This is a genomic window from Corynebacterium sp. 5QC2CO (assembly GCF_024580435.1).
GTDB lineage: Bacteria > Actinomycetota > Actinomycetes > Mycobacteriales > Mycobacteriaceae > Corynebacterium > Corynebacterium jeikeium_D.
The window spans coordinates 24,230-36,673 of the sequence record NZ_JANIKI010000011.1 but is presented as its reverse complement, the minus strand read 5'-3'; the positions used below and the strand labels follow the sequence as shown (position 1 = coordinate 36,673).

Annotated in this window: 11 protein-coding genes; 5 read left to right on the top strand and 6 right to left on the bottom strand. The window is 58.7% G+C overall.

The genetic code is table 11. From position 1 onward, the window contains the following. Positions 1–22 precede the first annotated feature (22 nt). Together NQ014_RS08990 and pgm are read right to left on the bottom strand one after the other, a co-directional pair. On the bottom strand, positions 23–463 hold the full coding sequence (locus tag NQ014_RS08990) for a MauE/DoxX family redox-associated membrane protein (protein ID WP_016422243.1): 441 nt from the start codon (positions 461–463) through the stop codon (positions 23–25). Positions 464–517: 54 nt separating this feature from the next. Then, positions 518–2,173: a phosphoglucomutase (alpha-D-glucose-1,6-bisphosphate-dependent) gene (gene pgm, locus NQ014_RS08985; RefSeq protein WP_257074916.1), complete on the bottom strand. Its 1,656-nt coding sequence runs from the start codon at positions 2,171–2,173 to the stop codon at positions 518–520. A 282-nt stretch (positions 2,174–2,455) separates the two neighbouring features. On the opposite strand from pgm, the gene NQ014_RS08980 reads away from it, so the two are divergent. From NQ014_RS08980 to NQ014_RS08970, 3 genes are all read left to right on the top strand, one after another. Continuing rightward, positions 2,456–2,875: a CrcB family protein gene (locus tag NQ014_RS08980; RefSeq protein WP_257074914.1), complete on the top strand. Its 420-nt coding sequence runs from the start codon at positions 2,456–2,458 to the stop codon at positions 2,873–2,875. After that, positions 2,872–3,297, top strand: coding sequence for a CrcB family protein (locus tag NQ014_RS08975; protein WP_257074913.1), 426 nt, complete (start codon positions 2,872–2,874; stop codon positions 3,295–3,297). Before NQ014_RS08980 ends, NQ014_RS08975 begins: the two co-directional genes overlap by 4 nt. A 69-nt stretch (positions 3,298–3,366) precedes the next feature. After that, complete coding sequence (locus tag NQ014_RS08970) at positions 3,367–4,794, top strand: sodium:alanine symporter family protein (RefSeq protein WP_048733326.1); 1,428 nt, start codon at positions 3,367–3,369, stop codon at positions 4,792–4,794. 38 nt (positions 4,795–4,832) lie between these two features. Here NQ014_RS08970 and NQ014_RS08965 read toward each other — a convergent pair whose 3' ends face one another. Beyond that, complete coding sequence (locus NQ014_RS08965) at positions 4,833–5,906, bottom strand: PDZ domain-containing protein (protein WP_257074912.1); 1,074 nt, start codon at positions 5,904–5,906, stop codon at positions 4,833–4,835. A gap of 139 nt (positions 5,907–6,045) precedes the next feature. Here NQ014_RS08965 and NQ014_RS08960 point away from each other — a divergent pair, with 139 nt between their 5' ends. Beyond that, positions 6,046–7,548 carry a zinc-dependent metalloprotease gene (locus tag NQ014_RS08960; protein ID WP_257074911.1) on the top strand — a complete coding sequence of 501 codons (1,503 nt, stop codon included), beginning with the start codon at positions 6,046–6,048 and terminating at the stop codon, positions 7,546–7,548. 4 nt (positions 7,549–7,552) lie between these two features. On the opposite strand, the gene NQ014_RS08955 is transcribed toward NQ014_RS08960, so the two are convergent. Then, complete coding sequence (locus tag NQ014_RS08955) at positions 7,553–8,083, bottom strand: YgjP-like metallopeptidase domain-containing protein (protein WP_016422236.1); 531 nt, start codon at positions 8,081–8,083, stop codon at positions 7,553–7,555. Between the two features lie 200 nt (positions 8,084–8,283). On the opposite strand from NQ014_RS08955, the gene NQ014_RS08950 reads away from it, so the two are divergent. After that, on the top strand, positions 8,284–9,087 hold the full coding sequence (locus NQ014_RS08950; RefSeq protein ID WP_257074910.1) for a TOMM precursor leader peptide-binding protein: 804 nt from the start codon (positions 8,284–8,286) through the stop codon (positions 9,085–9,087). A 26-nt stretch (positions 9,088–9,113) separates the two neighbouring features. On the opposite strand, the gene NQ014_RS08945 is transcribed toward NQ014_RS08950, so the two are convergent. Together NQ014_RS08945 and NQ014_RS08940 are read right to left on the bottom strand one after the other, a co-directional pair. Continuing rightward, a complete protein-coding gene (locus tag NQ014_RS08945) occupies positions 9,114–11,183 on the bottom strand; it encodes an ATP-dependent DNA helicase UvrD2 (protein WP_257074963.1) in 2,070 nt (689 codons plus the stop codon). Positions 11,184–11,302: 119 nt separating this feature from the next. Then, positions 11,303–12,370, bottom strand: a complete 1,068-nt coding sequence (locus NQ014_RS08940; RefSeq protein ID WP_016422233.1) for a TrkA family potassium uptake protein — start codon at positions 12,368–12,370, stop codon at positions 11,303–11,305. Positions 12,371–12,444 lie beyond the last annotated feature (74 nt).

Sequence of the window (12,444 nt, the reverse complement as noted above, 5' to 3'; positions counted from 1 at the left end):
GGCTTCCCCTCTAGCCAGCGGACTAGGCGTAAATGGCAAACTTCTTCCACGGCCACACGTACACGAATACAGCCAAGGCCAGAAAACCGATATCTCGGGCGATTTCCGTCAGATACGTAGCGGGGCCAGCGTTCTCGTCGTAGCCACCGCCGCCAAAGCAACCGCAGTCAATCTGCAGGCCGCGCGCCCACGCCGAGATAATGCCACCGATAAACACCAGCAAGAGCGCGCCAGACAACACCGCTACCGGACGCAGGAAAAGCCCCAATACCAGCAGGAGTCCAAGGATAACTTCGAAAGCGGGCAGCGCGACCGCTACCATCGGCACCAAATCGCTCGGCAGCAGCTCATAAGCTTGAACTGCCTGACGCGATTCCAGCGGGTTCAGCAGTTTGATAAGACCCGAGTACAACCAAACTGCAGCCAGGCCGAATCGTGCCACCACGCCTACGAAATTCTTCATACACAGAAATGTTAGTACAGGCTAACTGTTTACAGCTAGCCCAATGACTACCGATTACCCGTTCAGAACTGCCGAGACCACGTCCTGCGCCTCAGCCTGAACCTGTGCCAGGTGATCCGCGCCCTTGAAGGACTCCGCGTAGATCTTGTACTTATCTTCAGTGCCCGACGGACGCGCCGCGAACCAAGCGTTCTCCGTAACCACCTTGAGGCCACCAATCGCAGCGCCGTTGCCCGGTGCTTCAGTCAGTTTGGCTGTGATGGTCTCCCCTGCCAGGGTGTCGGCCTTGACCTGCTCCGGCGAGAGCTTCTTCAGGATTGCCTTCTGCTCACGGGTTGCGTCCGCATCGGTGCGGGCGTAAGCCGGGGCACCGTACTTATCGGCGAGCTCTGCGTAGAGCTGCGATGGAGTCTTCTCGGTCACGGCCTTAATCTCGCTGGCCAGGAGGTCCAGGATGATGCCGTCCTTATCGGTAGACCACACAGTGCCGTCGTGACGCAGGAACGATGCACCAGCGGATTCTTCACCACCGAAGCCGATGGTGCCGCTGAGCAGACCCGGGACGAACCACTTGAAGCCGACTGGAACTTCCACGAGCTTGCGACCCAAATTGGCAACCACGCGGTCAATCATCGACGAAGACACCAGAGTCTTACCGACCGCGGTCTCCTGCGACCAGCCCGGACGGTGTGCGAAGAGGTAGTCAATGGCAACGGCCAGGTAGTGGTTCGGGTTCATTAGACCCGCGTCCGGTGTGACAATTCCGTGGCGATCGGAGTCCGCGTCATTGCCGGTGGAGATGTCGAACTTATCGCGGTTACCAATCAGGGACGCCATCGCATTCGGCGAGGAGCAGTCCATACGAATCTTGCCGTCTGTATCCAGCGTCATAAAACGCCAGGTCGCATCAACCAGCGGATTGACCACAGTCAGGTTTAGGTTATGCGCATCGCCAATTGCGCCCCAGTAATCCACCGACGCACCACCCATTGGGTCAGCGCCGATACGTACGCCGGCATCACGGATGGCGTCGAGGTTGACAACGTTCGGCAGGTCCGACACGTATGCATTGAGGTAGTCGTGCTTTACGACGAGGTCTCCAGCCTTATCCACCAGCTGGCGCTTAACCCCATCCAGGCCCTTAGCCAGGTATTCATTGGCACGAGCTGCAATCCAGTCCGTCGCATCCGCGTCCGCCGGACCACCGGTCGGCGGGTTGTACTTAAAACCACCATCCCGTGGCGGATTGTGGGAAGGGGTAATCACGATGCCGTCGGCACGCGCGGAGCTACTCCCCGTCGGACCTCCCTCCACGTCGCGGTTGTACGTCAGAATCGCGTGGCTGACGGCCGGAGTCGGCGTGTAGCGATCCTGAGCGTCAACCATCACGGTGATGCCGTTGGCCGTGAGCACCTCGAGGGCGGAAATCATTGCCGGCTCGGACAGGCCGTGAGTATCGCGACCGACGTAGAGCGGACCTTCAATGCCCTGGCCCTTGCGGTAATCCACGATGGCCTGAGTGGTGGCGTGAATGTGGTCTTCGTTGAAAGCGCCGTCGAGGGAGGAACCGCGGTGACCGGAAGTACCGAAGACGACCTTCTGGTCGGGGTTATTCGGGTCCGGGTGCTTTGTGTAATAAGCAGTGACCAGTTCCGCGACATCGATAAGGTCGGATGGCTGGGCCAATTGCCCGGCGCGCTCATGAGCCATTGTGGGTATCCTCCTGCTGAATCGGCGAACTGCGCAACCACCGATTTCACCGCCGACGAGCCGGCCGGAATGGGGAAACCGGACTTAAATGCGCTTCCTCTTCCCCAGTGTCCCCGTTTTAGGGTCAGCGCGCATGGCAAGAACCACTCGGTAAGGCAAACTCGCCCCTGCAATAGGGTGCAGTAGGTAGATTGTCGCGTGCCGACGGGAACACCTCCTGGTGAAGGATTTCGAATTGTCGGCGCCTACCTCCCCTTTCGCCACTGTGCTAGCGTTTTCACCGTGAATGAGGAAACTGTCGCTGCGAAACTGCCATCAGCAGGACGGGCGCAGGTTCTCATGGCCCTGGTTGTCGCCGGCGGTGCCGCTATTGGCGCAGTGAGTCGCTTTCTGCTCGGCGCGGCAATCGATGCGATTGTGAACTCGGGAATTAGCGCAGTTTCGACCACTGTCATCAACTTGTTGGGCTGCTTTCTCTTCGGCCTGGTCAGCAGTATCGCGTTTGCTAATCCTCGGCTTTCCGCTTTCTGCGGTACTGGCTTTTGTGGCGGTTTCACCACTTTCTCCGCATTTGTCATTCTCTTGTTGGCGCAGGCGGACACATCAGTCGTACTGATTGTGAGCGTTGGACTTATTCACCTGCTGTGCTGCCCTCTCGCCTACTGGCTGGGCAGCAAGTGCTCGCGGGAGGTCGCGGAATGACCGGTAATCTCCTCGACTCTTTTTCCTCGGCGCTCTCTGCCATCCTCGCTATCGCAGTTGGCGCGGCAGTAGGTGGAGCGCTGCGCTATGCGCTGGCCGAACTTGCGGTGAAGTGGGCTGATTCCAAACTGCCCGGAACGTGGACCGCGAATATGGTTGCCTGCTTCGTCGCCGGTGTCGCTGCTGTGGTGTGGTCACGGGGAACGTCGATAAGCAATGGCATGACGCCTGCCCTGGCCTATGCGACGGTAATGATTGGCTTCGCCGGCGGCCTGTCGACGTGGTCCACACTCGCCGGAGAGATCGTACGCCTTAAGAACCAACACTTTTGGAGGGCATGTGGGTACGTTGCTCTCACACTGATTGGCGGAATAATCTTTGCTTTCGCCGGAATATGTTTACCCCCACTTGTGACGAATTAGTAGCACAATAATCATTTTCTGAGAATTTAATGATCGGATTAAGGCTTTCTACCAGTAAAGTTCCACAGCATGGAAAGCTTCAGCGATTTTGCCTCAGCGGCGGATAGTTTTATTTGGAGTCCGTATCTCCTGATCCCCGCGCTGATCGGCACCGGAATCATTTTGACCATTCGCCTGGGTGCAATTCACCTGGTCAAACTCGGCCCGGCACTGCGCCTCGGACTCATCGACCGTAACGACGAAGACGCCGAGGGAGATATCACCAACTACCAGGCGCTTGCGACGGCTCTCGCAGCAACAGTCGGTGTCGGCAACATTGTCGGTGTCGCTACCGCGATCGGCCTGGGTGGACCCGGTGCGCTGTTCTGGATGTGGGTGACCGGCCTGCTAGGTATGGCATCGAAGTACTCCGAGGCATTCCTGGGCGTGAAGTACCGTCAGGTCGATGCAGCTGGCGAACAGTCCGGTGGTCCGCAGTACTACCTGCGCAAGGCCATCCCGAATGGTTTTGGTAAGACGCTGGGCATTCTCTTCGCCGTCTTCGCTGCGCTGGCAGCGTTTGGTATCGGCAACCTGACCCAGGGCAACGCCGTGGCCTCGAACCTGGAAAACAGCTTCGACATCGATCCGACGCTCTCCGGCATGATCATGTTCATCCTGGTAGGTGCGGCGCTGATGGGTGGCATTAAGTCGATTGGCCGCATCACCGCCGGCTTTGTGCCGATGATGATTGTGCTCTACATCGGTGCGGCCGTGTGGGTGCTCGTCGCCAATGTCTCGGCGCTGCCCGAGACCTTCAAGCTCATCTTCACCGATGCTTTCACCGGCACCGCGGCCGTTGGTGGGTTCGCAGGATCCACGCTGATTCTCGCCCTGCAGATGGGTGTTGCCCGCGGCCTGTTCTCCAACGAGTCGGGCCTGGGTTCCGGTGCTATCGCCGCTGCCGCCGCATCGACCACTCACCCGGTTCGTCAGGGTCTGGTCTCCATGACTCAGACCTTCATTGACACCATCATCGTCGTGTCCTTCACCGGCCTGGTTATCATCAGCACCGGTGTTTGGCAGGATGGCAACGTCGACACTGGCGCTCTGACTGCTGAGGCATTCTCCCGCGGTCTGCCTGGCCACTGGGGTGGCACAATCGTCACGCTGTCGGTTGTCTTCTTCGCATTCTCCACCATGCTGGGCTGGTCCTACTACGGTGAGCGCGCATTCGAGTCCCTGGTCGGTCGCCGCGGCACCGGTCTCTACCGTGCGGTCTTCACCTGCGTAGTCTTCGTCGGCGCTGTTACTCATCTGGAAACCGTCTGGTCCGTCGCCTCGGCTCTCAACGGTCTGATGGCGCTACCGAACCTCATCGGTCTGATTGTCCTGTCCGGGCTCATTGCGCGCGAGACAAAGGCCTACCTCAAATTTGACCCGCAGTTGCGCGCAACGGCTGCAGAGATTGATAAATGGCAGTCTCAGCAAAACTTCGAGGCCTTCAGCAAGAACTAGCTGAAACTAGCAGCTGCTCGTAGGGACTACGGCAAAAACTACGAGCAGGTCTGCGCGGTCTCCGGCTTTTCGATTGCCGCAAGCGCGTCGTCAAGCACAGAGACCTTTACCAACTTCATATCGCCTCGGTCGGCAGTCACAGCCTCTGCGCAATTGCCTTCCGGCACGAAGAACATCTCGGCGCCCTCATCTCGGGCGGCCGAGATTTTGTGTGTAATGCCACCGATTTCGCCCACGTTGCCGGCAGCGTCAATAGTGCCGGTGCCAGCGAGATGCTGCCCCTCGGTCAAATCGCCTGGACTCAGCTTGTCGATCACTCCGAGCGTCATCATGAGCCCCGCCGACGGACCTCCAATGCCGCTGAGCTGGTACTCAACCTTGGTGTCGTCCGCGGATTGCGCCCCCATCCCAACGCCGAGCAGCGCCACATTCTTCTGATGCGGGTTTTCCGCCAGTGTCACAGAAATATCGACGGCTTTCTCGGGGTCAGAGTCCTCGCCCTTAGCAGCCTTCTGCTTATCGACGGTCGCAGACTTGACCCTCAACGTGACAGTATCGCCCGGGTTGCGTCCGGCAATAATCGCCTTGACTTGCTCGGGCTTGCTTACTGCCACCCCATCCACTGCGAGAATCACATCGTCTTCATGCAGTCGCCCATCAACGGGACTATCCGGCACTGTGTAGGCGACGGTGACTTCCATCGGCAACCCGAGATGTGCCAGTGCAGCGGAGGTGGCGTTGGCCTCCGACTCGGTGAATGCAGCCTTGTTCTCCTCTTCCACCTCGTCCTGGCTCTGGCCCGGAGGGAAGACCGCCTCAATGGGGACGATATCGTTGTCACGATCGAACCACAGGCCAATGACCTGCGGCAATGTCAGGTTATGTCTGACTGCGACGGTTGTCATATCCAGCGTGCCCTTAGAGTGTTCGGAGTCCGCAGCACTGCCACTGACCGAGATAATGCTCTTGCCCTCGACATCGCTGAGGACATCGAAGACCGGGCCAGGCCCCTGCGCGGCATAGGGCACTGTCAGCGTTGGCAGCGAAAGCACAGTTGCCAACGCGGCGATGGGCACAGCGCCCGCAACAAGAGTTTGGGTACGACGATTCACAAATAACACCCTACATTCTCGCGATCTGCCTACTGGACACCTGCTGAATCTTGTCCGTATCTGTTCGCTGGGCGCGAAGTTGCCAATAAAGTGGTGCTTTTAAGTACTCACGCGGGTGATTGCCCGGTACGGTGGGAGCATGAGTTCTAACGGATTTGGCTTTGGTCCGAACGACAATGATGACGATCGCGACGACGCTGGCAACAATGACTCCGGTCAGGGCGGTCAGGGCGGCCAGGGCGGTCCTTTCGGTTTCTTCGGGTTTCCCTTCGGTGGCATGGGCGGCGCCGGTGGCTTCGGTTTCGGCGGCCCCGGGCAGCCCGGCAACGGTGCCTCCGGCAAGGGGGACCAGCCGAACTTGGGCGATATTCTCAACCAGTTCGGCGAGATGTTCTCCGGCATAGGACAGCGATTCCAGGAGTCTAACTCTGGCCCTGTCAACTACGACGCGGCCGAGCGCGTTGCACGGACCCGTCTTGGTAACCCGGCTCCGGTGAAGGACTCAGCCCGCGAGGCGCTGACTGATTCCCTGCGCCTGGCCGAACTGTGGCTAGATGACGTCACCTCCCTGCCGGCTGGTGTCAACCGCGTAGAAGCGTGGAATAGCCTGCAGTGGTTGGAGAACACCAAGTCGACATGGACTCGCCTTGTCGATCCCGTCGCCAGCCGCATGAATGATGCCTCCCTCGAGGGTGTTCCAGAGGAAGCTCGCGAGATGATGGGGCCGATGCTGGGCATCATGCGCCAGATGAACTCGATGAGTTTCGGTACGCAGCTAGGAAATGCGCTGGCGGAGTTGGCACAGACGAGCCTGACTGGTTCTGACCTCGGGCTGCCGCTACACACCACTGGTGCGGCGGTACTGCTGCCAACGCATCTCGTCGCTCTCGCGGAGGAACTCGAGGTTCCAGCGCGCGATCTGTTTATCTACGCCACTGCCCGCGAAGCTGCCCACCAACGTCTCTTCGACCGCGTGCCATGGCTGGCTGAACGCATGATTTCCTCTGTCGAGGAATACGCTGCCGGCATCGTCATCGATTACTCCGCGATTGAAGAGGCCGCCCGCGGTCTGGATATTGAGAACATGCAGGATCCGCAGCGTATGCAGGAGGCTATGAGCGAGCTGCAGAATATGGATCTGAGCCCGAAGATCCGTTCTCGTAACGAGAATGCTCGTACTCGTTTCCAGACGCTGCTAGCACTGGTCGAAGGGTGGGTGGACATGGTTGTCACCGATGCCCTCGGTGAGCGCCTACCGGGCGCCGCACAACTGGATGAAGCCTGGCGTCGTCGCCGCGCCACCGAAGGTGCTGAACAGGCGCTGGAGAAGGCCACCGGCATTGACCTCGGATCCCCCAAGGTGCGTGAGGCAACCAACTTGTGGCACCGTCTGACCACCGCTGTGGGCATCGAGCGACGCGACAAGGTCTGGGATCACCCGGACTTCCTGCCCGTGGCAGAGGATTTGGATGAACCCGCGGCCTTTATTGATTCGGTTCTTGGCGGCTCGGAAAACGATGACTTCGACCCGATCGCAGAGCTTGAAGAGCAGCTGCGCAAAGAAGCCGAAAAGCGCGCGGCTGAGGGCAACGACAGTGACGCCGACGAGGACAATTCTGGCGACGCCGACGACGATAAGTAGCGAGTTAGCTCTGGGTTCCCCAGCGCTGATACGCCTCTAAATAGCCCCGTGCCCGTTCGTGGTACGGGGCTTTTGCCGCCCAATACCAGAACTCTTCGGTATGACCACCGTCGACGAAAGTGTGCACCAGTTCGTGCACAATGACGTCGTCGAGGACGTACCCCGGGACGTCGGCAAGCCGGTGCGAAATGCGAATGCGCCCCGGACTATCGACGCCGCCGGTGACGGATGCCCACCTGCGCGACATGTTCTTGACCCATTTGATTGACTCGAACCGCGGGCGATCTTCCAGCACCGTACGAGAGAGCAGCCGTGCGCGGCGCTCCAGCTCGGAATTATCCAGGTTGCTGCCAACTTTTTTCCGCACTCGCGCAACGATTTCATTGACCTGCTGTTTTTCCGCAGCGGCGCTGAGATCATCCGGAACCATGACAATGATCCGGTTTCCCTCCGCGCGGGCGGACACAGTACGGCGGCGGCGCTTCGAGCGCCGAACCTCAACATCCGGGCCGTACTCAGGTCGCTTGGTGCTCATGCTTTTTAAGCGTATATGCTCTGCGCTGCGATTGCGTAAAAGCTGGCCCCGGGGTAAAAGATATTTTTATGGGGGAATACAGGGATACGTCTCGGGGGCGGGATGGTACGGCTGGCGTAATAGGTTCGCACACACCCGCGGCACAAACACTTGCCGCGCCTGCCACGGACTACGCATTGCGGCCGGAGGTACCAATTGTCATGCGCCCAGGCGCGCGGATTCAGTTCGGCGTGGAACCGGAGCGCAGCATGATCCTGCCGCTTTCCGACGGCACCCCGCCGGGGCCTGTCTTCTCGGCGCTTCTTGCAGCTCACAGAGGTAGCACCTTAAGCGAGGCCTTTACTGACAGTCACGACAAACTGTCACCGCAGTTCATTACCGCACTTATCTCCGACCTTCACCGAGCCGCGCTGGTCCAAAAACCGCCGACACGGCGGAGGATTACGCTGATCGGTCGGGACAGTTTGCGCACCGGACTTTTAAAAGAGCTTCGTCGCACGGGCTGTGGTAGTTGGACGACGGCAATGTCACCCACTCGCAATGCGACACTGAAAATATCTCAATCCACGCCGGAAGACATCGGGCTCGCGGTGGTCACGGGCATGGAAGTACCGAGCATGCCCTTGGTTCGCGCTCTGTTTCATCGTGGAATTGAGCATCTGCACACGCATTTCCGCGATGGATCACTGATTCTTGGGCCGCTTGTTCAACCAGGTCAAGGGCCCTGCTCGATGTGTTTCGAAGCTTATCGACGAGACCGCGACCCCGTCCGGGCACTGATTGCGCTACAGCTTCGCACTTTTACGCCCGTGGCCGCACCGGAATGGCTGAACACAGCAGTGCCACTGTTGGTTGGGCAGCTGCGGCGGCCGGATCTCTCAGATCTATGTGCAACGGAGGTGCGCATAGATCTGGAAAGCCTCGATATCACCCGCACTACGGTTGCTCCCCACCCGCAGTGCCCAGTGTGTGGTCATGGCAACTCGCAGATGCAGTTCATGTAATTCGAAGTGCCTTGAGCAGAATCTGACTAGGAATTCACGAAAGAATTGACGATTCCCAAGATACCTTCGCCGAAATGATTGAGCTTCGCTTCTCCAATTCCGGGAATCTGCAGAAGTTCCTCCGGCGTAGTCGGCTGCTGCTCACCGATGGCCAGAAGGGTCGCATCGGAGAAGATCACGAATGCGGGGACCGTCATTTCCCTCGACATTTCCAAGCGCCATGCACGCAATGCTTCCAGTAGTGCAGGATCCGCACTGACTGGGCACTCTTCACAACGCCCTGAGATCCGCTCGGCATCGGTGTGCAATGGCTTAGTACAGCCCTTGCACTGTTTGGACTGCTGACGCTTACTGCGGGAACTAGAGCTCCTTGAGCTTCGCTGTGCCTCAGCCGAGTAGTCAGAGACATCAATGTCGAGTTCATCGAGGAATCGTGTGCGGCGACGTGACCTGCGGCCGCCTTCTGTCCGCGACAATGACCAAGATAGCTCCAGATGTTCGCGGGCTCGAGTAATGCCGACATAGAACAGACGGCGCTCTTCTTCGATGGCTTCCGCCCCCTGTGCAGGAGATCGGTCGAATTTATTCAGCGCATGTTGGATAGGCAGCGAACCGTCGGTAAGCCCAACGAGGAACACCGCATCCCACTCCAGCCCCTTGGCTGCATGCAGGCTAGCCAGCGTCACGCCATCCAGCGTCGGTGGATGTTTGGCCTGCTGCCGGGTGTGCAATTGGCCGAGGAGCGCCTGGATATTGACCTCGGTGTTGGCATGAACGATGTCCTTACACAGGTCAAATAGGGCGCGCAGTGACTGCCAACGTTCCCTGGCACCAGCGCCTTCCGGCTCTTGGTCAGTCATGCCAAGACTCGCGAAAACCTGCTTGACCAAATCCAATAGATTCGTGCCCTGCAATGTCGGAACGGTCCGTGAGGAACGGGAAACTCGCACAAGTGCGGCGATGGCATCGCGGATCTCGGGACGCTGGTAGAAACCGTCCCCACCACGAACCTGGTAGGCGACTCCTACCTCGGACAAAGCCTGCTCAAAAACTGCGGACTGTGCGTTGATGCGGTACAAAACGGCAATCTCCGATGCCGGTGTACCCGCGTCGATAAGTCGCTTGATGCTGCGCGCGGTCGCGCGAGCTTCCATCGGCTCATCGTCGTACTGGTTGAAAGTCGGCTCCGGGCCGTCTTCACGCTGCCCAATCAGCTTCAGCCGCGAACCGGCGATACGCCCCTGCGCACGGCCGATGACATTGTTGGCCAGCTCGACGACCTGTGGGGTCGATCGGTAGTCCCGCTGCAGGCGAACCACTGTGGCTTCCGGGTAGTCCCGAGAGAAGTTCATCAGATATTGCGGAGTCGCCCCTGTGAAGGAGTAAATCGTCTGGTTGGCGTCCCCGACAACTGTGAGGTTGTCACGGTCTCCCAGCCAGGCGTTGAGAACTCGCTGCTGTAACGGGGTGACATCCTGGTACTCATCGACGACGAAGCACCGATACTGGTTGCGGAATTCCTCCGCCACTGCACGGGAATTCTCCATCGCACCGGCGGTGTGGATAAGCAGGTCGTCGAAGTCAAGCAATAGCCCGTCAGGAGTGGTTTTTATGTCCTCGTAAGCGCGATAGCAATCGACAATTTTTTCCGCAGACAGAGGCGCCGTGCGCCCATGCTCCCGCAACGCGGCCTGGTACTGATCCGCACCGGCCAGAGTGGCCTTCGCCCACTCAATCTCGCCCATGACATCGCGGATCGTTTCCTTGGAGGTGTCCAGGCCCACCCGGCGTACTGCTTGGGCGACGACACGGAATTTCTTGTCATCCAACAGCTGCCAGGGCATATCACCGGCGACTTGGGGCCAGAAGTAGCGCAGCTGGCGAAGAGCTGCCGAGTGGAAAGTACGCGCCTGGACTCCAGGCGTTCCCATCTTTGCCAGGCGGTCGCGCATCTCTCCTGCTGCACGCGAGGTAAATGTCACCGCTAATACCTTCTGCGGCTGCACAAACCCCTGGTCAATGAGGTACTTGATGCGATGAGTAATTGTTCGGGTCTTACCTGTACCGGCTCCAGCAAGAATGCACACCGGCCCCATCGGAGCCGTTGCTGCCTCGCGCTGGTCTGGATCCAGCCCAGCTAGATAATCCGGCTCGTTCACATCCGCCTCTGAGTAAGTCAAAAGTTGTTAGACCCCATTTTTAAACTGGTCGAGTGCTATTCGTCATTGCTGTAGACACGGCGGACGTACAGCAGCCGGTCGCCTGGCTCCACCGACTCACACTCCGGTGAATCAATTCGGTACAGCTCACCCGAGCGCACCACGCCGAGTGCAATATCCGCGAGGTGCCGTGGGCTGGCACCGATTTCCTCTTCGGTGACCAGCCTCTCTGCAACAGAGAATCCTTCATCCGGGCTCAGGAGATCTTCCATCATCTCAACCACCGAAGGAGTCACCGTAGCCAGCCCCAGCATTCGGCCGGCGGTTTCAGAAGAAATAACCACTTGGTCTGCACCTGACTGCGTCAACAAGTGGCGGTTTTCTGATTCACGCACCGAGGCCACAATTGAGGCACCCGGCGCCAACTCACGGACCGACAACGTGACCAGCACCGCTGTGTCATCTTTGTTCGGTGCAACGACTATAGAGCGGGCACGCTGAATACCAGCTAACTTCAGCACATCGGATTTAGTAGCCGACCCATGCACCGTCGCCAAGCCTTGATTCGAAGCGTGGTCGAGTGCTTCCTTGTCCGTATCAATAACAACGATTTCTGCCGGATCTACGCCGTCCGCGAGAAGAGCTGCAATGGCAGAACGACCCTTGGTGCCGTATCCGATAACGACGGTGTGGTTGCGCAACTGTCTCCTCCAGCGCTGAATTTGCAGGGTTTTCCGAGATTCTTGGGTCAAAACGGTCAGAGTAGTACCGACCAAGAGAGCAAGGAAGGCCACACGCAGTGGCGTAATGATCAAAATATTGAGTAATCGAGCCCTCTGTGTCACCGGCGTGATGTCACCGTAACCCGTCGTCGACAGGCTGACAGCCGAGTAATACACCGCATCGATGAAGGTGAGAGGCTCTGTGTATCCGTTGCGGTCGTAGTAGACCACGACAGATGCAATCAGCAGCAAAAATACGGCGTAGTTCAAACGACGTATGATGAGCCGCCAAGGATTCTTCGGCGCGGATTCAGGCAGGCCAATGACTCCCAGCAGTGCATGCCCGGGAAGATCATTGAGCCCGGTTTCGTATCCCGAAGATTTCCGAATTGGATTACGCAACCGCTCCTCGCCTGCCTTTCATGAAAACTCCTCCCGGTGAAAAATAGCGCATACAAACTGCTGCTTTCACCTGG

Excerpts from the sequence above, each read along its gene's own strand:
- NQ014_RS08990 (WP_016422243.1), bottom strand. The coding sequence starts at position 463 with ATGAAGAATTTCGTAGGCGTGGTGGCACGATTCGGCCTGGCTGCAGTT.
- pgm (WP_257074916.1), bottom strand. The coding sequence starts at position 2,173 with ATGGCTCATGAGCGCGCCGGGCAATTGGCCCAGCCATCCGACCTTATC.
- NQ014_RS08975 (WP_257074913.1), top strand. The coding sequence starts at position 2,872 with ATGACCGGTAATCTCCTCGACTCTTTTTCCTCGGCGCTCTCTGCCATC.
- NQ014_RS08970 (WP_048733326.1), top strand. The coding sequence starts at position 3,367 with ATGGAAAGCTTCAGCGATTTTGCCTCAGCGGCGGATAGTTTTATTTGG.
- NQ014_RS08960 (WP_257074911.1), top strand. The coding sequence starts at position 6,046 with ATGAGTTCTAACGGATTTGGCTTTGGTCCGAACGACAATGATGACGAT.
- NQ014_RS08955 (WP_016422236.1), bottom strand. The coding sequence starts at position 8,083 with ATGAGCACCAAGCGACCTGAGTACGGCCCGGATGTTGAGGTTCGGCGC.
- NQ014_RS08950 (WP_257074910.1), top strand. The coding sequence starts at position 8,284 with ATGCGCCCAGGCGCGCGGATTCAGTTCGGCGTGGAACCGGAGCGCAGC.
- NQ014_RS08945 (WP_257074963.1), bottom strand. The coding sequence starts at position 11,183 with ATGGGGCCGGTGTGCATTCTTGCTGGAGCCGGTACAGGTAAGACCCGA.